This is a genomic window from Nocardia sp. NPDC051929 (genome assembly GCF_044548645.1).
GTDB lineage: Bacteria > Actinomycetota > Actinomycetes > Mycobacteriales > Mycobacteriaceae > Nocardia > Nocardia sichangensis.
Genome location: NZ_JBIUCG010000004.1, coordinates 45,649 through 65,692 on the forward strand (window position 1 = coordinate 45,649; position 20,044 = coordinate 65,692).

Annotated in this window: 19 protein-coding genes; 6 read left to right on the forward strand and 13 right to left on the reverse strand. The window is 67.1% G+C overall.

Translation table 11 applies throughout. The annotated features are described in order from the left end of the window. Nucleotides 1-10 precede the first annotated feature (10 nt). The 3 genes from ACIHAX_RS06220 to ACIHAX_RS06230 all read right to left on the reverse strand — a co-directional run bounded on the left by ACIHAX_RS06220 (nt 11) and on the right by ACIHAX_RS06230 (nt 3,168). Nucleotides 11-1,354 (reverse strand): wax ester/triacylglycerol synthase family O-acyltransferase, encoded by a 1,344-nt coding sequence (locus ACIHAX_RS06220; RefSeq protein ID WP_397276098.1) that lies wholly within the window; start codon nt 1,352-1,354, stop codon nt 11-13. Nucleotides 1,355-1,488: 134 nt separating this feature from the next. Beyond that, nucleotides 1,489-2,154, reverse strand: coding sequence for a methyltransferase domain-containing protein (locus tag ACIHAX_RS06225; protein ID WP_397276100.1), 666 nt, complete (start codon nt 2,152-2,154; stop codon nt 1,489-1,491). Nucleotides 2,155-2,256: 102 nt separating this feature from the next. Then, nucleotides 2,257-3,168 carry a DMT family transporter gene (locus tag ACIHAX_RS06230; protein ID WP_355071129.1) on the reverse strand — a complete coding sequence of 304 codons (912 nt, stop codon included), beginning with the start codon at nt 3,166-3,168 and terminating at the stop codon, nt 2,257-2,259. Nucleotides 3,169-3,417: 249 nt separating this feature from the next. Here ACIHAX_RS06230 and ACIHAX_RS06235 point away from each other — a divergent pair, with 249 nt between their 5' ends. Beyond that, the gene (locus ACIHAX_RS06235) at nt 3,418-4,638 is read left to right on the forward strand and encodes a hypothetical protein (protein ID WP_364424836.1); all 1,221 of its coding nucleotides are present in this window, start codon (nt 3,418-3,420) and stop codon (nt 4,636-4,638) included. Between the two features lie 113 nt (nt 4,639-4,751). Here ACIHAX_RS06235 and ACIHAX_RS06240 read toward each other — a convergent pair whose 3' ends face one another. Further along, nucleotides 4,752-6,422, reverse strand: coding sequence for a cutinase family protein (locus ACIHAX_RS06240; RefSeq protein WP_355071133.1), 1,671 nt, complete (start codon nt 6,420-6,422; stop codon nt 4,752-4,754). 194 nt (nt 6,423-6,616) lie between these two features. Between ACIHAX_RS06240 and ACIHAX_RS06245 the strand changes: the two genes are divergently transcribed. Together ACIHAX_RS06245 and ACIHAX_RS06250 are read left to right on the forward strand one after the other, a co-directional pair. Further along, nucleotides 6,617-7,633: an NADP-dependent oxidoreductase gene (locus ACIHAX_RS06245; protein ID WP_397276104.1), complete on the forward strand. Its 1,017-nt coding sequence runs from the start codon at nt 6,617-6,619 to the stop codon at nt 7,631-7,633. Nucleotides 7,634-7,659: 26 nt separating this feature from the next. Further along, entirely contained in the window at nt 7,660-8,073 is a 414-nt protein-coding gene (locus ACIHAX_RS06250) for a MerR family transcriptional regulator (RefSeq protein WP_355071136.1), read from the forward strand. A gap of 18 nt (nt 8,074-8,091) precedes the next feature. Here ACIHAX_RS06250 and dnaB read toward each other — a convergent pair whose 3' ends face one another. From dnaB to rpsF, 5 genes are all read right to left on the reverse strand, one after another. Then, nucleotides 8,092-10,686, reverse strand: a complete 2,595-nt coding sequence (gene dnaB, locus ACIHAX_RS06255; RefSeq protein WP_397276107.1) for a replicative DNA helicase — start codon at nt 10,684-10,686, stop codon at nt 8,092-8,094. 629 nt (nt 10,687-11,315) lie between these two features. Continuing rightward, complete coding sequence (gene rplI / locus ACIHAX_RS06260; RefSeq protein ID WP_355071139.1) at nt 11,316-11,768, reverse strand: 50S ribosomal protein L9; 453 nt, start codon at nt 11,766-11,768, stop codon at nt 11,316-11,318. Between the two features lie 17 nt (nt 11,769-11,785). Next, a complete protein-coding gene (rpsR, locus tag ACIHAX_RS06265) occupies nt 11,786-12,037 on the reverse strand; it encodes a 30S ribosomal protein S18 (RefSeq protein ID WP_043700357.1) in 252 nt (83 codons plus the stop codon). A 58-nt stretch (nt 12,038-12,095) separates the two neighbouring features. Then, the gene (locus ACIHAX_RS06270; RefSeq protein ID WP_039803206.1) at nt 12,096-12,632 is read right to left on the reverse strand and encodes a single-stranded DNA-binding protein; all 537 of its coding nucleotides are present in this window, start codon (nt 12,630-12,632) and stop codon (nt 12,096-12,098) included. Between the two features lie 88 nt (nt 12,633-12,720). Next, a complete protein-coding gene (gene rpsF, locus ACIHAX_RS06275) occupies nt 12,721-13,008 on the reverse strand; it encodes a 30S ribosomal protein S6 (RefSeq protein ID WP_039803204.1) in 288 nt (95 codons plus the stop codon). A gap of 214 nt (nt 13,009-13,222) precedes the next feature. Here rpsF and ACIHAX_RS06280 point away from each other — a divergent pair, with 214 nt between their 5' ends. Further along, nucleotides 13,223-14,614, forward strand: a complete 1,392-nt coding sequence (locus tag ACIHAX_RS06280) for a hypothetical protein (RefSeq protein ID WP_397276111.1) — start codon at nt 13,223-13,225, stop codon at nt 14,612-14,614. Here ACIHAX_RS06280 and ACIHAX_RS06285 read toward each other — a convergent pair. Next, entirely contained in the window at nt 14,611-15,144 is a 534-nt protein-coding gene (locus ACIHAX_RS06285; protein ID WP_364424829.1) for a CGNR zinc finger domain-containing protein, read from the reverse strand. The genes ACIHAX_RS06280 and ACIHAX_RS06285 overlap by 4 nt on opposite strands. An 83-nt stretch (nt 15,145-15,227) precedes the next feature. Here ACIHAX_RS06285 and ACIHAX_RS06290 point away from each other — a divergent pair, with 83 nt between their 5' ends. Further along, on the forward strand, nt 15,228-16,124 hold the full coding sequence (locus ACIHAX_RS06290) for a DMT family transporter (RefSeq protein ID WP_364424828.1): 897 nt from the start codon (nt 15,228-15,230) through the stop codon (nt 16,122-16,124). A gap of 1 nt (nt 16,125) precedes the next feature. Here the strand turns inward: ACIHAX_RS06290 and ACIHAX_RS06295 are convergent, their stop codons facing one another. The 3 genes from ACIHAX_RS06295 to ACIHAX_RS06305 form a co-directional block, all read right to left on the reverse strand. Then, on the reverse strand, nt 16,126-16,749 hold the full coding sequence (locus ACIHAX_RS06295; RefSeq protein ID WP_397075120.1) for a Tellurium resistance: 624 nt from the start codon (nt 16,747-16,749) through the stop codon (nt 16,126-16,128). A gap of 95 nt (nt 16,750-16,844) precedes the next feature. Next, complete coding sequence (locus ACIHAX_RS06300) at nt 16,845-17,942, reverse strand: DUF475 domain-containing protein (protein WP_355071148.1); 1,098 nt, start codon at nt 17,940-17,942, stop codon at nt 16,845-16,847. Nucleotides 17,943-18,101: 159 nt separating this feature from the next. After that, on the reverse strand, nt 18,102-18,677 hold the full coding sequence (locus ACIHAX_RS06305; RefSeq protein WP_355071149.1) for a TerD family protein: 576 nt from the start codon (nt 18,675-18,677) through the stop codon (nt 18,102-18,104). Nucleotides 18,678-18,821: 144 nt separating this feature from the next. On the opposite strand from ACIHAX_RS06305, the gene ACIHAX_RS06310 reads away from it, so the two are divergent. Continuing rightward, entirely contained in the window at nt 18,822-20,039 is a 1,218-nt protein-coding gene (locus ACIHAX_RS06310) for a hypothetical protein (protein WP_355071151.1), read from the forward strand. Nucleotides 20,040-20,044: the final 5 nt, after the last annotated feature.

Consider the following 20,044-nt stretch of genomic DNA (forward strand, 5'->3'; position numbering starts at 1 on the left):
CGATGCCGGATCAGGCGGTGGCGCGCTCCAGTTCGGCGAGCGACTCCTCCAGGTGGTCGAGCAGACGGGGCAGCTGCGGCACACTGCGACGGCAGCCGACCAGGCCGAAGTCGAGATTGCCCGCGTTGGAGGTGAGCGTGATGTTCACCGCCTGACCGTCGAACGGGATCGACAGCGGGTAACTCGCGTCGAGACGCGCGCCGTTCCAGTACATCGGCTCTCGCGGCCCGGGCACGTTCGAGATGACGATGTTGAAGGTCGGACTGGTCCACGGGATCAGCGCGGGCACGAGGTTGAGGGCGAGCGGGCTGAGCATCAGTGCCGACAACGCCATCGTCTGATTGCACGACAGCGTGCGATAGACGTCCTTGCCGTCGCGCATCGACGCGGTGACCACCTGCAGGCGCTCCAGCGCATCGGCGATGTCGGTGCCGAGGTTGCACAGCACCGCGCCGACCTTGACCCCGTTGGTCTCGTCGTCGTCCTCGGCGCGCAGCGACATCGGCACCATCGCGACCAACGGCTTGTCCGGCAGAGCGTCTCGTTCGAGCAGGTAGCGCCGCAGTGCGCCCGCCGACATGGTGAGCACCACGTCGTTGAGCGTCGAGCCGGTCGCCTTTTTCACTTGCTGCAACCGTTCCAACGGCCAGGACCGCACCACCGCACGGCGCGCGCCGCCGATCGGGACGTTGAACATGGTGCGCGGCGCCGCGAACGGCAGGGTCAGCTGCTGCCGCGACAGCGCGGTGCGCGCGGCACGCAGCACCGATGCGCCGGATGTCGCGGCGGAGAACAGGTTTCGCGCCACACCATCCGTACCGGACGGCGTCCTACGCCTGCCCCGAGGCAGGTGCCACGGCACGCGCGTGACACTCGAGGACGGATCGCCGGTCAGCGTGCGCCGGAGTAGACGCTGGGCGGAAACGCCGTCGATCAACGCGTGATGCATCTTCGAATACAGTGCGAACCTGCCGTCGGCGAGGCCCTCGATCAGGTGGAACTCCCACAGCGGGCGGTGCCGGTCGAGCAGACTGCCGTGCAGGCCGGAGGCCAGCTCAACGAGTTGGTGCATGCGTCCCGGCCCGGGCACGGCCAGCCGCCGCACGTGGTAGTCGAGTTCCACGTCCTCGGCGCGCGTCCACGCCATCTGCGGAGACCCGAAGATCGTCGCGGGATGCTTGCGAAAGGCCGGATCGATGTCGGTGCTGCGTAATAGCTTGTCGTGCACTTGTGCGGCGAAGTCCGCTCCGGCGTCCTCCGGCGGCTCGAACAGCTGCAACGCTCCCACGTGCATCGGCTGTTCGCGGGATTCGGCGAGCAAGAAGACGGCATCGACCGGCGCGATGAATTCCATGATGAGTCGCCCCCTGACGACATGGTGAGGATGTTCGGAGTACGAATCGACCACGTTGTCGGCGGGCCCGCGCAGCCATGAAACCGCCGCGACACGACAAACTTACCCGGGCGCGACGGACCGCGTTCGGTGAATCACCGAACCTTCGAGGCCAGCAGGTAGGCCTGCCCGAACCGCTCGTCGGGACCCGGCTCGCGCACCATGCGAGCGATCATGGCGAACCCGGCGTCACCGAGCAGACGCACGAGACGCTTCGGCGCCCACCGGTAGGCGCGAGTCACCTTGTGGTCGAAGGCTTCCACCGCGTCGGGCTGGTCGGCCGTCTGGAAAGCCAGCAACACGTGCCCTTTGCTTGCGAGTACCCGATGGAACTCGCTCAACACGTGCGGCACGCGATCCGGTGGGAGGTGAATCAACGAATACCACGCGACTATGCCGCCGAGCGCCTCGTTGCTTATCGGTAGCTGCTCTACGGAACCTTGCGCGAAAAGTAGCTGCGGATGTTCCACGCGGGCCAGCTCCACCATTCGCGGCGAGAGATCGATCCCGAATACCTGCGCACCCAACGCAGCGAGGTGTCCGGTGATCCGTCCCGGGCCGCAGCCGACATCGGCTATGGGGCCGGAGCCGTTGCCCGCCACCGATTCCACGAAGGCGCCGAGCATCGCCCGATCGAGCATCGCACCGGCGAGGTGGTGGCGGAAAAGCTCGGTGTAGAGCTCGGCGACGTCGTCGTAGGCGGCTCGGGTGACGGCCACGTCAGGGTGTTCGTCTGCGAAGTCTTCGGTCGAATCCAGCACCCGGAGCAGCGTATTACGTGCTCACTCCCTCGAATCGAATGCCAGGGCGACGGCGAGGCCGTCCGCGTAGACGCGGTGCCGGGTGATGAGGCGCCGTGGCGATCACCTCTCGGGTAATTGGGCGGCAGCTTCCGGCGCGGCGGGCGCGTCCGCTCGTGCCGCTGTGTCGCGACCGCGCGCGGTTCCCAGCACGGAACCGAGGATGACCAGCGGGAAGCCGATCGCCATGCCCGCGGTCAGCGGCTCGCCGAGCGCCGTGACGCCGAGCAGGATCGCCACCGCGGGATTGATGTAGGTGATCACCGTCGCACGGGCCGGGCCGACCTCGGCGATCAGCGCGAAGAAGAACAGGAACGCTACGGCCGTGCAGATCACCGCGAGGCCGAGCACCGACCAGGCCGCGTCGGCGGTGATGCGCGACGGGCGCAGCCACCCCGCGAACGGCGCGTAGATCACCGCCGCCAGCAGCAGCGATGCGGTCACCACACCGAGCGGGGGCAGATCGGCCAGTGCGCGATTGATGACGATCGGACCGACCGCGTAGCCGACCGTGGTGAGCCCGATCGCCGCGATCGCCGCCGGATTCCCCGAATCGACATCCAAGCCGACGAGCGCGGCGACGCCCGCGAACCCGACGAGCAGGCCGACCACCCGGCTCGCGTCGAACCGGTCGTGGCCGAGCACGGTCACGATCACCACGGCGATCAGCGGCACCGCCGCGATCAGCAAGCCGACCGTCGAACTGTGCAGCGTGGTCTCGGCGTACCCGATCAGGAACCACGGCCCGGTGATCTCCACCAGGGTGTAGAGCAGCAGAGGCCGCCATCGCCGGAACACCGGCGCCAGCGCGTCGGCGTAGAGCGCGACCGGCAGGAGCAGCAAGCCACCGATCAGCGTGCGGCCGAACGCGACCACGATCGGGTCGAGATCCTCCACCGCGATGCGGATCATCGCGTACGGCACGCCCCAGATCACGCCCATCGCCAGGAAGAGGGCCCATCCGCGGCGGGTCATCGCACGACCACCGCGCGGCGCGGACGGACGGCGACCGATTCGGTGCCGGGGGTTGAGAACATGCTCCGCTCGCTTTCGACCACTGGGAGCTTATCCAGGTGATCCGATCATCCGACAGATCCACTTCCCCGCTCCGGCAAGGCCGGTTCGCTCCGTTTCCATGTCCCGTTCGTCCTATTTGAGCGAATGATGCGCGAGTGCAACGTTGTTCGGGCTAGTCTTCGCCCGGAGCGAAGGGAAGGCATCATCGTGGTCGACGTCATCCGCCGACTGGCCCCGAGCGAGGAGATGTTCGCCGCGGGCGAGGTCTTCATCGGTTATGCGGCACGGGTATCCGGTCGGTTGGACCTCCCCGCGTTGACAGCCGCCTTCGAGGCAGTCGCCCGGGCGCATCCCATTCTGCGCGCCCGCATCGAGTCGTCCGCCGACGGCGGTCGAGTCTTCACCGTGACGGACGCGGCACCCCAGGTCTTCGTCGCCGACGGCGATACCGAATTCGCCTTCACCGGAGCGAAATTCGACCAGCGCACCGGCGTCTGTGGGCTGTGCGTGGTACGCGACGGCGACACCGCGAGCGTCACCGTCGTGATCCATCACAGCATCGCGGACGCGTTCCACGCGTTCGCCATCGTCACCGAGTTCTGGGCCGGGTATCGAGACGCGGTCGGCGGAAAGATCCCCGAGTCGCCGGTGCACGCGTTCCCCGAATCGATCGAGCATCTGCTCGCGGCGCGAGGCATCGAGAAGATGGCGCTGCCCGGAGCCGGGGCCGCTGCTACCGCGCCACAGGTACCGCAGCCGCGCGACGACGACTATCCGACGCTGCACACCACCCGATGCCGGCTCTCCCGAGAGGAGACCGCGGCGCTGGTCGCCCTCGGACATCGCGAGAACGTCACGGTGCACGGTCTGGTGTCGGCGGCGCTGTTGCGGACCGAAGCCGAGATCCGCGAGCTACCGCTCACCGGGCTGCTCTACCTGTACTCCGTCGACCTGCGGACCAGGGTGAGCCCCGAAATCTCCGCCACCGAAGGCACGAACGTCCTCGGTTTCGCCAATTACCTCTCCCCCGAATCCGCCGTCACGCTGGTGGAATCGGCCCGCGGCATCAGCGCGGCGCTGCACGCGGGCCTGGCCGCTGGCATCGTGCAACGCACGCCGTTGAGCATCCCCGACATGGCGGCGGCGCCGCGACCGGCTCTGCCCGGCGTGGTCATCGCGACCAACTGGGGCACTATCCCGCCGCTGCCCGAGCAGGGCGAGCTGCGCATCGACGACTTCCACTCCACCATGCTCGCGAAGCCGGACCTGACCGGCCGCCGTCCGCAGCAACCGGGCGGCGGCACCTGCGTCATCAGCACTTTCGCCGGACGGCTGAGTGTGGAGATCCATCATCCTGAGGAATTCACCCAGCTCCAACGCCATCGCGTCGAAGTGCTGGCCCGCAACCTTCGCGCCGTGCACGACTGATTCCGCCCGACACCGAGCGCACCCGGTTACACGTCACCACTCGCGCGTTGGCGGGCGAATACGCCGCGGGCCGCGATCACGCCGAACGGCTGTGATCGCGGCCCGCGGGTCGATCAGTTCGACGCCTTCGCGGTCGCCGTGGTGGTCGGCGCCGCGGAGTGCGTTGTCGTCGTGGTCGATTCGGTCGTGGTGGTCGGCTTCGTCGTCTCGACCGGCGCCGCGACCGGAGCAGGCGCGGGCGTGGTGGTGGTGACCACCGGCGCCGAGGTGGTGGTCGAGGTCGGCGCCGTCGTCGTCGGCCGGTCCGTGGTGCCGGTCGTCGTAGGGGCGGCGCTGGTCGGCTTCGGTGCCGTGGTCGAGCTCTTGGCGGGTTCGGTCGTCGGAGCCGCCGAGGTGGTCTCCGCCGCCTTGTACACGGCGGCCAGGTCCGCCTCCTGCGGCTTGGACGTCGGGTCGACCTGCTTACCGGCCTGCGCCTGCTTCGCCAGATGGGTGAGCCACGCGGCCGCGTACTCCGCCGAGGTCAGCGGCTTGCCCGCGGCGGGGTCCGCGTCGTCCCAGTAGTCGAAGTGGTGACCGGTGTGATTCGGGCCCAGGGTGAGGTTGTACGGGTCGCTGAGGATGACCGGGATCGTGTTCTGGTTCGTCACGATGAGCCCGACGATCTCGTTGAGCACCTTCTGCGGCAGGTAGGCCAGCGGCGACATGTCGTTCGTGGCAATGGAGTCCGCCTGCACCGGCGCTTTCTTCTCACCCGGCTTGTACGCCGGGTCCGACACCCGCAGCAGCACCTGCAGGAAGGTCTCGTCGCTCTGCATCCAGTTCGGCTGCGACTGGATGTCCGCGAACGCCGCCATCGCGATCCGGCCGAGGACCACGGCGACGTCCTGCCCGGTCGCCGGCGTGAGCCCGTCGCGCTCGAGCGCGTCCACGTTCAACTGCCTGCCGACATTGACCACCAATTGCAGCAGGGAGATGTTCTGCGGCGCCGAGCAGGTGAGATCGCCATCGGAGCAGAACGACGCGATCTTGCCGTTCAGCGCGCCGAAGTCACCGCTGGTGCCGCGCACCGCACCCTGCCCGGGAACCGCGTTCGTGCCGTTCTGATATTGCTGGTCGAAGCCGTCCGGGTTGCTGAACGGGTCCTTCGATCCCGGGAACGGCCCGTCGCCCGCAGAGCGACCCGAGTCGGCGAGGATGACGACGCCGACGACGTCGGCCGGATCCACGATCCCGTACGCGCCGTCCTGGCCGGGTTCCTGATGGCCGATCTGCATCGCGACGCGGCGGACGACGTCGGCGCCCTCGCTGTAGCCGACGATCGAGAACTTGGTGTCGGGGCACGCCTGGGCGATCTCCCGCATCACCCGCTCGGTGTTCGCGACACCGGCGTTGACAGCGTCCTCGTAGGTGGACATATTCGCCGGATAGGCGATGTAGACCGCGGCGTACGCGTCCGGATCGACGTCGTCGGCCGGTGCGTTGACGACCGGATCGACCCACTCACTGCTGTGATCACCCGACAGCGCGGCGGGCAACGGGTTGCCGTTGGCATCCACCAGCATCCTGGTGGTCCCCTCCACCGGAGTGTCGTTGCGACCGGCCACCGAGATGGTGACCATGTCGCGGCATTCCGTGACAGAGGTCGTGAGCTGGGTTTCCCTGGTTTCCGGCGTCGACGTCAACGCCAACGAGGTGGCGACCACCGCCGCCACGCCCAGCACCGCCGGAGCGGCAACCGCCGAAGCGATGCGATGCCGCGCGAAGAACTCGCGAAGAGCCATGTCCTGATTTCCATTCCATACACCGACAAAGTGGACGGACAAGCCCCCCGACGGGCCATACGTCACCGAGGACGTCGTGGTAGGGGCCCTGAGCGTTACTTAGTGCCGGATGGAAGGGTTCGAACCGCGAAGCGTCCCCTTGCGCCTGATTGCTGCTTGACCTTCACGTATGCGTCAATCCTTAGCGTCGGGGCATGACGACTGTGACGCGAACCTCCCGAGCGATTCAGCTGGCCGCGCGACCGAACGGATTGCCGGCATTGCCGGACTTCCGGCTGATCGAAGAGGCGGTACCCGATCCCGCACCGGGACAAGTGCTGATCCGCAACCTGTACCTGTCGCTCGACCCGGGGATGCTGATGCAAATCGGCGGATATCCCGAAATCCCGATGCCCGCCTTCGTTGTCGGCGAAGTGATGTCCGGTGGCGCGATCGGTGAGGTCGTCGCGTCCGCTGACCAGTATGTGCCGGAGGGAGCATTGGTGCTGCACCAACACGGCTGGCGCGAGTACGCCATCGCGGACGCCGACAGCGTTCGGGTCGTCGACGCACAGGCGTATCCGTCGCCGTCGACGTACCTCGGTTTCGGATTGGTCGCGTATGTGGGGCTGACCGTGGTCGCGGGGTTACGCGAGGGTGAGACCGTTCTGGTCTCCAGCGCCGCCGGAGCTACCGGAAGCCTGGCCGGCCAGCTCGCGCGACTGCTCGGCGCCGGGCGAGTCGTCGGGAGCGTGGGATCACCGCGGAAGGCCCGCTACGTCATCGACGAGCTCGGCTTCGACACGGCGTTCGACTATCACGACCAGCCGTTGTCCGACCAGTTCCGGGCAGCCGCGCCGGAAGGGGTCGACGTGTATTTCGACAACGTCGGCGGCGCGCAACTGCGCGCCGCGATCGAGACGATGAACGTCGGCGGACGAATCGCCCTGTGCGGCGCGCTCGCCCGGCAGCGCGCGGGTGGGACGCCCGATGGTGGGCCCGGAGACCTGCTGCCGGTGATCGCGAAGCGAATCACACTGCGCGGATTCACCGCCCTCGATCACCTGGATCTGGCGCCGGAATTCGGACGGCGGTTACGCCAGTGGCTCGCCGAGGGTTCGCTGCGGCACGCCGAGAATGTCGTCGATGGGCTGGAAAACGCTCCACAGGCACTGCTCGACCTGGTGCGAGGTCGCTACACCGGGAAAGTAGTTGTGCGGCTCACGCGTTGAACAGTCACCACGGGAAGGACACGACAATGCTGATCGGTGAACTGGCGGAGCGGACCGGAACGACCACGCGCGCTCTGCGCTTCTACGAGGAACGAGGTCTGCTCACCTGTGAACGCACCACTTCGGGCTACCGCCGCTACGACGAAGAGGCGGTGAAGCGGGTACACAACATCCGGGAACTGCTCGATGCCGGATTCACCATCGACGATGTCCGCGCGTTCGTGCCCTACCTCGACCGCGACCTGCCCCAAACTTTCCCGTTCGAGCCGCGGTGCCCCAACGGGTACGCATCCGTCGGCCCACCACGGTTCGCCGAGCTCAATCGGCGCATCGCGAATCTGATCGAACTACGTGATCGCCTGATCGACCGGATGCCGTGGCTGGCACAGGACAGCCCGAGCGAGCCGACTGGCGAAGACCAACAGCCGTGCGGTACTTGAGCCCAGCCTCCCCCGAACTCAGCCGCGCGCCATATCCACGAACCGCGACAAATGCAGCTGATGGGCGACGGTGATCGTCGCGGTGGGGCCGTTACGGTGTTTACCGAGAATCAGGTCGGCCTCACCGCCGCGCGGGTCGTCGCGCTCGAAAGCGTCGGGACGGTGCAGCAGGATGACCATATCCGCGTCTTGTTCCAAAGATCCCGACTCGCGGAGATCGGACACCATGGGGCGCTTGTCGGTTCGTTGTTCGGGACCGCGGTTGAGCTGGCTGATCGCGACCACCGGCACTTCGAGTTCCTTGGCCAGCAGTTTCAGATTACGGGAGAAGTCCGAGACTTCCTGCTGACGGGATTCGACCTTTTTGCCGGACGTCATCAGCTGGAGGTAATCCACGACCACGAGTTTCAAATCATGGCGCTGCTTGAGCCGCCGCGCTTTGGCGCGGATCTCCATCATCGTCAGGTTCGGCGAATCGTCCACGAACAGCGGCGCCTCGCTGATCTCACTCATCCGCCGCGCCAACTTGGTCCAGTCGTCGTCGCTCATCCGCCCGGACCGCATATCCCCGAGCTTGATCTTCGCCTCCGCCGACAACAACCGCATGACGATCTCGGTACGACTCATCTCCAAGGAAAAGATAACGCTCGCCAAGCCATGCTTGATCGAGCAACTGCGCATGAAATCCATTCCCAAAGTCGAGTTGTGCGTGGGAATCATCGAGCGTCCGGCCAGATACAGATGATCGGCGTTGTCCACTTCGACGCAGCGCACCGGCACGCTGTCGATCCGGCGTACATCGACGACGAATCGCGAGTTCGATCGCACCGTGCTGCGGCTGGCGCGCCGTTCCTTGTGCAGCAAGGCCTTCCGATACAGACCGAACACCTCGTCGTCGGTGGCGAAGGTGAGGGTGTAAGCGGTAGAGGATTCCTCGGAACGCCCTCGGACTCGCTTGGTGGAGAGATGACAGCGGTAACCGAGGCCGACGATCAGCTCGTGCACGTCTGCGACGAGCCGGGCGTTCGTGACACTGAACTGTACGGAGCCGCCGTTGGTCACGGTGCCGTCGGTGTCCAGCAAACCGGCCAGTAGGGACCGTCGCTGTTGCTCGGACGCTCGCAGGTAGTCGATGGGAATGTGCTTGTCACCGAGGACACCGAGCGTCCGCAGGCGCGCCTGCACGCTCCCGACGGTGTTCCGGCACTTCTGGCACAGGCGCAGACCGATCGACCGTTCGCCGCAATTCGGGCAGCGCGGTGCAGGCACCGGAGCCGAAAGGAACCGAGCCTTTCCGCCGCAGGACCGCCCACAGGTGCGGACCTCGGTGGTGAAAGGAACGAATTCCTTGCCGCAGACCAGGCACTCGCGTGCGGGGATCGGCTCGTCGGCAGGCAATGTCAGCTGATAACGCAGCCGAGCCGACCGCGAGGGCACCGCGACGATCCCCTCGGCCTCGATTCGCGCGATGATCTCTGGATCGGCGCAGGTGAGCTGTGCGGCGGCGGACGTTCCGTCGCCGAGCCAGGCGCCCAGCGTGTAGGGCGGCACCGTCAGGGCGCGCGCAGGCAGTTGTAGCGGGCCGGAATTGCTGACCGAGTGGTTCAGTCTGCGATCCGCGGTGTCGCACCGCAGCGTTCTCGCGATCTCGGCGGTCGTACGCACCTCGGCAGCTGCCCGTTTCGACCGTCTGGATGCCCTGGTCTCCGTGAGCCATTGATGTTGTTCATCCGCGACGAGCACGGAGCCGTCGGAGAACTCCACCTCGTAGCAGGGACGCCCGGACAAAACGTCGGTCGCCGCTACGACGCGGGTGGGACGACCCTTCGCGTCCAACAATTCGTCGCCGACGTGGACCTCACCCATGGTGGTCCATCCGGTGGGTGTCGGAAGGGGGGTATCCAGGGCCAGCGCCTTGCCCACACCAGGCCTGGCCGCGACGATGATCATCTGACCGGGGTGCAGGCCATTGGTGATTTCGTCGAGTTCGGTGAAACCGGTGGGGACGCCGAGGGAGATGCCGCCGCGGCTGGCGATGGAGTCGATTTCGTCCATCGTCGGCTGGAGCAGTTCTTCCAGGGGGAGGAAGTCTTCGCTGGTGCGGCGTTCGGTGACCTCGTAGACCTCGGCTTGGGCGCGGTCGACGACCTCGGCGACGTCCTGGCCGTCGGCGCCCGCGTAGCCGTACTGGACGATGCGGGTGCCCGCCTCGACCAGGCGGCGCAAAATGGCCTTCTCGGCCACGATTTCGGCGTAGTAGCCCGCGTTGGCCGCGGTCGGCACGGTCTGGGTGAGCGTGACCAGATACGGCGCGCCGCCGATGCGCTTGAGCTCGCCACGGCGGTCCAGGCCCGCGGCGACGGTCACCGGGTCGGCGGGTTCGCCGCGCCCGTAGAGATCCAGGATCGTGTCGTAGATGGCCTGATGGGCGGGACGGTAGAAATCGCCGGGCCGAATCGCCTCGACGACGTCGGCGATGGCGTCCTTGCTCAACAGCATGCCGCCGAGCACCGACTGCTCGGCCGCCATGTCGTGCGGAGGCTGGCGGCCGAAGTCCTCGCCGGGAGGTTCGGGCGGGAAGTCCGTGTGCCCGCGGTCATCGGTGGTTGTCACCAGACTCGACCGTCCTCTCTACCCCACGACCGGGATGCACCCTGTCGACTCGTTTTACTCCCGGGCACCGACACGTTCGAAAAAGCCTTTGACCAGGGCTCCAGCTACCGTCGCGGCACCGGTCCGTGCGCGCGCTCGGGAGCGGCCCGCGCGCAGCGATGCGACGAACCTAGGCGACCCGCTGGCTGTGCACCAAACCGCACTGTGCACACAGCTGTGGATAACTTGGGGAGAGTTCACTCAACCGTGTGCACCCCCTGTGTACAACTTGGGGAAAACCCAGGTCGGCGGGGTCAAATACGCAGATAGATATGGACTTCCGCGTTCTTCCAGGTGTGGATTAATGAAGTACCGGCGTGTCGGCCAAGTTGAACAGCCGGGCGTGTTGGGTTAACAGCACGTGAGCTGCATATGGCCTGAATCACATTGCGGACGGTCGGTTCGACCAGTAATCCACAGGCTGGGTAGACCAGGCGTCGTTGCGGTGTGCGGTGCGGCCCAGATTGTCCCTGATGACGCGCTCGGTCATCCGGCAAATAATTAGCTACAGAGCGGCTCGCGGCAGCGGAGCACGACCGAGGACCACTCCCGTGAACGGACGGGAGTGGTCCTCGACGCGATGCCTGGAATCAGGCGGCGGTGACCGTGAGGTCGAACTTCGCCGCCACGTCCGGGTGCAGGTGCACCAGGATGGCGTGCTTGCCGGTCGACTTGATGTGCGCCTTCGGCAGCTCGATGCTGCGCTTGTCGACGACGGGGCCACCCGCCGCCTTGACGGCCGCCGCGACGTCCGACTGGGTCACCGAGCCGAACAGCTTGCCGGTGCCCGCGGTCTTCACCGCCAGCGAGACCGACTCCAGGTTCTCGATGGCCTGCTTCAGCTCGTTGGCGTGGTCCAGGTCGCGGACCCGGCGGGCTTCCTGCGCCCGGCGAATGCCCTCGACCTGCTTCTGCGCGCCACGGCTGGCCGCGATCGCCAGGCCGCGCGGCAGCAGGTAGTTGCGGCCGTAGCCGTCCTTGACCTCAACGGTGTCGCCGGGGGCACCGAGGTTGTCCACATCAGCGGTAAGAATCAACTTCATTGGCGTGCCTCCCTTTCTCAGCGAGCCGTCGACACGTAAGGCAGCAGCGCGACCTCACGCGAGTTCTTGACCGCAACCGCGACATCACGCTGGTGCTGGACGCAGTTGCCGGTGACGCGGCGGGCGCGGATCTTGCCGCGGTCGCTGACGTACTTGCGCAGCAACGCCGTGTCCTTGTAATCGATCGTGACGGTTCCGGTCTTGCTCTCCTTGCAGAACGAGCAAGCCTTCTTCTTCAGCACCTTTTCGCGCGCGGGCGCTTTAGGCATGGTCTTGTACTCCGTAATCAGTGATGGCCCGAATTCGTGCGGGCCGTTGTGGCCGTTCTCAGAACGGCGGTTCGTCATCCATGCGGCTGTTGCCCCCGAAGGAGCCTGCCGCGGGCGCACTGCCCCAAGGGTCGTCCTCGGCACCGCCGGAACGCCCACCGCCACCACCGGAGGAGGCGTAGCCGCCACCGCCGCCGGACCCGGACCCGAAGCCGCCGCCACCACTGCCGCGGCTGGTCTTGTTGACCTTCGCGGTGGCGTAGCGCAGCGAGGGACCGACCTCGTCGACCTCGAGCTCGACGACCGTGCGCTTCTCACCCTCGCGGGTTTCGTAGGAGCGCTGCTTGAGCCGTCCGCTCACGATGACACGGGAACCCCTGGTCAGGCTTTCGGCGACATTCTCTGCGGCCTCGCGCCAGATATTGCAGCGCAGGAACAGCGCTTCGCCGTCTTTCCATTCGTTCGAATTACGGTCGAACACACGGGGAGTCGACGCGACGGTGAAATTCGCCACCGCCTGTCCCGCCGGTGTGAATCGAAGCTCCGGGTCGGCCGTCAGATTTCCGATGACGGTGATGACCGTGTCGCCTGCCATGTGGTTCCTCCTGCTCGGTGTGCAGTCCGCGTCTCGCTGTTGCGCTAGAGCCTAGGCACAGGCTCCGACGCAAACGAGGGTTGCCGGACTACTTGTCGTGGCGCAGAACCTTGGTGCGCAGCACCGACTCGTTGAGACCGAGCTGGCGGTCGAGCTCGCTCACGGTGGCGGGCTCGGCGGTCAGGTCGACCACGGCGTAGATGCCCTCGGCGTGCTTGGCGATCTCGTAGGCGAGCCTGCGGCGGCCCCAGATGTCGACCTTGTCGATCTTGCCGCCCTCGGTGCGAACGACACTGAGCAGGTTGTCCAGCGACGGACCAACAGTGCGCTCGTCCAGGCTCGGATCGAGGATGACCATCACTTCGTAATGACGCACGGACCAATCACCTCCTGTGGACTAGGAAACGGCCACGGACGGTCCGTGGCAGGAGGGTCGTTGCGTCAGCAACCCGAACAGGCTACATGAGCGGCACCTGAGCAGTGAAATCGCCCCGCGAGCCGCCCCGGCTCGCACGTGTTCGGCTCGCGCGTTCGCGTCGCTAGGAAGGGGAATGGCGGCACGGCCCCGACCGTCCGCTTAGGGTGGATCCATGCCGACCGGACTCGCCGCCAGCGACCTGCCCGCGGGTGGCGTGCGACGCCGCGCGGCGTTCGCCGTGGTGGTGGTGCTGCTCTGCGGTCTCGTCCTCGCGCTGGCGTACGCGAACAAGGCGCGTTGCGCGGGTGCGCCGTTCGACCGGGACGGGCGCAGCACGGTTTTCGATGTGATCAAGGATTCGGACGTCTGCTATTCCGATATCCAATTCCTCTGGCTCGGCCGAGACATCAACGAGCACGTCTTTCCCTATGTGACCGGCGGCATCACCGACGACGGGGCGTTGGTCGGCGGCGCGGTGGAATATCCGGTGCTCAGCGGCGTGCTGATGTGGTTCGGCGCGGTGGGCGCGCACAATGACGCCGATTTCCTGCGGTACTCGGCGCTGCTGCTGGCGCCCTTCGCGTTGCTGACCGCGTGGATGCTGGCTCGCCTGGCCGGCGGCGCGGCCCTGCTGTGGGCGGCCGGACCGCCGCTGGTGCTCTATGCCTTCCACAACTGGGAGCTTCCGGTGGTGTGCACGGCGGTGGCGGCCGTCTACGTGATGACCGCGTTGACCCGCTACTCGGTGCGTACCAGGGGCGTCGTGGCCGCGGTGCTGCTCGGGCTCGGGTTCTGCCTCAAGCTGTACCCGGGGATCTTCGTGTTGCCCTTGCTGGCGTACGTGCTCACCGGCGGTGGCGAGCGCGACACGGGAGCGGGCGATCGCGGACCGGACGTCCGTGGCGCTCTGCTCACCGCGGGCGCGGCGATCGGCACCGTGGTAGTGGTGAATCTGCCGTTCGCGCTGGTGGGTTACGAAGGCTGGCGCGCGTCCATCACCTTCCAGCAGTTGCGTCAGGCCGATATCACCACGAATTCCATCTGGTACTGGGGACTTCGGCCGATGTTCGGTCCCGATCCGCGCAGCGAGGCGGCGTTCCAGCAACTGGTCTCGGTCGCTTCCCCGTTGCTGGTGCTCGCGGCGTTCGCGCTGGCCATGTGGCTCGGCTGGCGGCGCTACCTGGCGACCGGCGTGTTCCCGTGGGTCGGTGTGAGCGGCGCGATGCTGTGTGGATTCCTGTTGTTCCACAAGGTGCATTCCCCGCAGTACACCCTCTGGCTGGTGCCGTTCCTGGTGCTGCTCGAGATCCCCTGGTGGTTGGTCGGCAGCTATCTCGTCGCCGACGCGGCCATCGGGATCGGGGTGTTCCGCTACTTCTACTCGATGGGTACGGGCAAGTCGGTCGAGTTGATGGAGCACATTGTCCAATTCGGTGTGTGGGGGCGCGCGAGCCTGCTGATCGTGTTCTTCTTCGTCTTCCTGTGGGCGGCGCCGCGTGGAAATCGGTCGATGACGCCCCGGGCCGCGCGGTCCGACCCCCGCGATCTGGTTCCGGTGGTCTAAGGCCCACCGTGCCGGGCCCGAAAGGCCGCGCTTTTGGCGCGGTTGCCGCACAGGGTCATGTCGCACCACCGGCGCGAGCCGCCACGGGAAGTGTCCACATACAGCCGCGTGCACACGGGGCGACCGCACTCCTTGACGAGCGCCCGGCTGCCCAGTAACTCGATCGCGGAACGTGCGACGGCGGCCAAGGCCGCGTCCGCGTCGCCGGAACGGACGACCGTGCCGTCGGCGCGCAGGCTGATCGAGGGCGGGACGCCCTCGGCGAATTCGTTGACGGTCCGGCGATCGCCGTCGTCGAAGGCGGTTTCGCGGGCAGCGGCCAGCGCCATGCGATAGGCCGCCTCACGCAAGCGCACCGCCCGCGCGAGGGTGTCCGCGTCGGCGGTTGGCGGACTGTCGAGCAGGCCCGCGGCGACGATCCAGTCGGCCAGCGCCGCGGGTGTGGAGAGGACGTCCTCGAACCTGGTCGAGCGCCCCATGACGGTACCGGCGAAGTCCAGGGCGAGGTTGCCGCTCACGAAGGTGAACACCTCCTCATAGTAACCGCCTTGACAGGTTATTGAACCGGATGCCACTGTGATAACCACCCAAGGTGGTTACTCGAGGAGGGTCCGTGCAGAGCCGATTCGCGATGGTGGCCGCGCAGCCGCTGTTCGTCTTGTTGTGGAGCAGTGCGTTCATCGCGGGGGTGATCGGGGTCGGCGCGGCGCCGCCGCTACTGGTGCTGTTCGTGCGCTTCGCCGTCGCGGGAGTGCTGCTCACGGCCTACGCCCTCCTCGCGCGGGTCACGTGGCCGCAGGGAGGCCAATTGCGTCACGTGCTCGTCGCCGGGCTGCTGATGCAGATGGTCCAGTTCGGCGCGTTCTACACGGCGATGGCCGAGCATGTTTCGGCGGCGGTGATCGCGCTGGTGCAGGGCTTGAATCCGGTGGTCATCGCTCTGTGCGCCGGACTGATCGGCGAAGTCGTCACGATGCGGCAGTGGTTCGGCTTCGGCATCGGCGGCATCGGAGTCGCACTCGCCGTGTTCGACCAGTCCCACTTCTCCCTGGCCGGACTGCTGCTGTGCGTGGCAGGGCTGCTCGGGTTGAGCATCGGCACCGTGTACCAGAAGCGATTCACGCCCACCGTCGATCCCAGGGCGGCCACGGCGCTGCACGTGGCGATCAGCGCGCCGATCGCCGGGGTGCTGACCTGGCTGTCCGGCCAAGTGCACGTGTCGGACGTGGGCCGGTTCGCCGGGTCGCTCATCTGGATGGTGCTGGTCAACTCCATGGCCGCGTTCCTGCTGCTCAACGCCATGTTGCGCCGGTGGGACGCGACCAGGGTGGGCAAGCTGTTCTTCGCGACGCCGGCCGTGACCGCGATCCTGGCCTGGTTGCTGATCGATCAGCCGCTGCGACCGTTGACCGTCGCCGGACTCGCCATCGGCCTGGTGGGTTTGGTGTTCGCGGCTCGCAAGCCGGCGACGGCGGTCGTCGCGCGGCAGCCGGTGCCCGTGCCGCGGTGACCTACTTGCGCCCGGCCTGCCACTGCATACCCCACTGGTATGCCTGGTCGAGTTCGCGCTGGGCGCCGTTGACGTAGTGGACTTCCCGGTGCACGGTGATCCCGGCCCCCTGGTTCTGCAGCAGGGCGATGGCGCACGAGCGAGCGCCGTCCACCGGAGAATCGAGGCGGACCTCGACCTGCGGACCGGATGTGGGGTAGAGCGTCACCACGCCGTCGGCGGCGGCCCAGTTCGGCACACCCTCGTAGATGAAGGCGAAGATCAGGATGCGCCGGAACAGCTCGGGCCGCGCGAGGTCGATGTGCAGGTTCTCGCCCGACGCGGCCGCGCCGCTGCGATCGTCGCCGTCGAGCCGGATGTAGGGCTCGGCCTCCAGCGTGCCGAAATTGCCGCCGATCGCCTGGACGACGCCCTTGGCGCCGTTGGACAGTTCGTAGAGACAGCCGAGGTCGAGATCGATCGGCTTGGCGCGGCGGAAGAATCCCCTCGGTCCGCTCGACCAGTTCAGGTTGACCCGCATGGTGCCCTGCTGCTCACCCGGCTTGGTCAGGTTGATGCTCGGTGTCGCCTTCGACAGGGTCACCTTGGACAGGTTGACGCCGCCGGGGTTGTCGTCGATCGCCATGGCGCGATCCCCCCTCTGTGGAAACGAGAGCGGCAGCGGCCATCCCTCGGGATGGGGCCGCTGCCGCAACGGGTCTTCGGGCTGCTTGCCGGGAATCAGCCTACCGGCGTCGGTTCCCGTTCGCTGTCCAGTTCCTCTTCGTCCGCTCGGCCGTTGCGGACGATGCTGGTGATGAACGCCGCGCCGATGAACGCGACGCCGACCAGGCCGGTGACGACCTCGTTGATGTGCACTCCGATCGAGACCAGCAGGATCGCCGCGAGCGCGCCGATCGCCCAGTGCGCGCCGTGCTCCAGGTAGACGTACTCCGACAGCGTGCCCTTGCGAACCAGGTACACCGTGATCGACCGGACGAACATGGCGCCGATCAGGCCGAGGCCGAGCGCGATGATGATCGGGTCGGAGGTGATGGCGAACGCGCCGATCACGCCGTCGAAGGAGAACGACGCGTCGAGCACCTCCAGGTAGAGGAACAGGAAGAAGCCCGCCTTACCGGTGGCCTTGACCAGCTCCGACGGCCCTCCGCTCTGCTCCTCGGTGTGGAACATGGAGCCGAGCCCGTCCACCGCGATGTAGGTGATCATGCCGAGCAGGCCCGCGACCAGCACGGTCGAGCGGTGCGCCTCGTCGGCGATGAACTCCGCGGTGAGGATCAGGCCCGCACCCGCGACCACCACGGAGAGCATGTCCAGCTTGCCCGCCTTGGCAAGCGGCCGCTCCAGCCAGCTCAGCCAGGTGATCTCGCGTTCCTCGAAGATGAAGTTGAGGAACAGCAGGGCCAGGAACATACCGCCGAACGCCGCGATCTGCGGATGCGCGTCGGTGAGCAGCTTCTCGTAGCTCGGGCTGCCGTCCGGGAAGGTAAGGGCGCCGTCCGGGGGCGGGTTGAGGGCCAGGTCGAAGGCCCGCACCGGATCCAGCCCCGCGGTGATCCACACGATCGCCAGCGGGAAGACCAGCCGCATGCCGAACACGGCGATCAGCACGCCGACGGTGAGGAAGATCCGCTGCCAGAACGCGCTCATCCGTTCCAGGACGGTGGCGTTGATCACGGCGTTGTCGAACGAGAGCGACACCTCGAGGATGCCGAGGATCGCGGCGAGCGCGAGGGCGGTCGGTCCGCCGTACACGACCGCGACGACGAGCGAGAGCACCGTGACGACGAGGGACATGCCGAATATGCGCAGGACCACGCTGGGACCTTTCGTGAGTGAAAACGAGGCGGCGACGTTTGCTACCAGCGTGGCTGCTGGATCGCCGGTTGTCCAACGTTGCTCCCAGGGCGCCGGCATGCCTGGGTGGCACGACGAGGGGGCCCGTCGCCGGGCCCCCTGTGAACAGCTAAGTGTTGCTCAGACGTTCACGCCGTAATCACGGGCGATGCCCGCCAGACCGGAGGCGTAGCCCTGACCGATCGCGCGGAACTTCCACTCCGCGCCGTTGCGGTACAGCTCGCCGAAGACCATGGCGGTCTCGGTCGAGGCGTCCTCGGTGAGGTCGTAGCGGGCGAGCTCCTCGCCGTTGCTGCGGTCCACGACACGGATGTAGGCGTTGCGGACCTGGCCGAAGGACTGCGACCGGGAGTCGGCGTCGTAGATCGAGACCGGGAAGAAGATGCTCTCGATCGTGGGCGGGGTGTTCGCCAGGTCGACGTTGATGACCTCGTCGTCGCCCTCGCCTTCGCCGGTCCGGTTGTCGCCCGCGTGCTCGATCGAGCCCTCGGGAGAACGCAGGTTGTTGAAGAAGACGAAGTGCTGGTCGGACAGGACCTTCTTGTCCCCGCCGGTCGCGATGGCGCTGGCGTCGAGGTCGAAGTCGGTGCCGGTGGTGGTCCGCACATCCCACCCCAGGCCGACCGAGACAGCAGTGAGGTTAGGCGCCGCCTTGGTCAGCGAGACATTGCCGCCCTTGGACAAACTGACACCCATGCGGGATTCCCTTTCAATAGTCCGTCATTGGTTCCCAGCATGTCCGGATCGCCGGGGACGCCATCGACAGTAGTAGGTTTCCGCGAACTTTCGTAGGAACCCGCGTAACCCCCGGCGAACAGGAAGATCTCCTACCATCGGGGCGTGGCAGGCCGGAGGCGTGGATGGTTTCGTTCGTCGGAGAACGACGAGTGGATCGAGCATGCCCGCACGACGCTGGCGACGGCTTTCCTCGACATGGATCGGCGCCAGAGCGCGGCCGAGGCCGCGGTGCACGCCGCCGACCAGATCTTCCCCGAGCGGCGCACGGGCGCGCGCTGGGAACCGTTGCGGCACAGGTGCTATGGCGCCGCGGAGGTGTATCTGACGCTGAGCGCCGAGCTGGAGGCCGCGCAGCAGGGCGGCCCGCCGGTGCCGCAGGGCCGGCAGCGCGTCGACGCGGCGGTACGGCAACTGGCCGACGCGGCGCGCGCGGTCGACGAGTTCTATCGCGGCGACCAGGGCAAGCTGGAGGAGTCGGTGGCGGTGCTCGGCGCGGTGCCGCAGTTGGCCCAGCAGGTCAAGGTCGCCGCGGCCGGTGTGCGCGGGCGGGCCGCCGAATCGGAGTTCGCGGACTATCCGTCGGTGCGCAGGCACGCCGCCGCGGTCGATGAGGCGCTGGTCACACTGGAGGCGGCGGGCTCCGGCGGGTCCGCGGGCACCGTGCGGGAGGCCGCGAACCATCTGCAGGCGGTCACCAACGAGCTGGCGGATGCGTTGGCGCAAGCACCATCTCGGGCGGCGGCCGCGAACAACGCGATATCGTCCGTGACAACCCGGCTTGCCGCCGTCCGGACCAGGGCCGAAGGCGTTCCGCAGGCGTTCTCGGCGCTGCTGCGCGAGTTCAATGCTGCGAGTTCGGCCGATCTGGCTAACAATGAGCGGGAAAGTCAGCGAGCCATCGAGGCCGCGGACGCGGCCCTCGGCAGGGCTCGTGCGGCGGCGGTAGAGAACAATCCGGAGTTTGCACTTGATCTGACCACATCCGCGCGCGGGTTCCTCGCCGAGGCCGAGCAGCGAGTCGACGCCGTCACCAAGCGGCTCAGCCTGCTGCGTGCGATTCGGTCCGACCCGCACGAACAGGCCAAGGCCGTACGATTCCGGCTGCGGGACGCCCAGATGCTCGCGGTGAGCCGCGGGCTGGTCGCCGAATGGGGCTCGGTCCTCGACGCGCAAGCGGCACGAATCGACCGAATCAGCGAAACACTGTCGGGGCGTCACCCCGACTACTGGGCCTATGTGGCGGAACTGGATGCCGTCACCGAATTCATAGCCGGGGTAGTGGATCGAATGAGAAGACAAGCAGGACCACGACGAGAATGAGAATG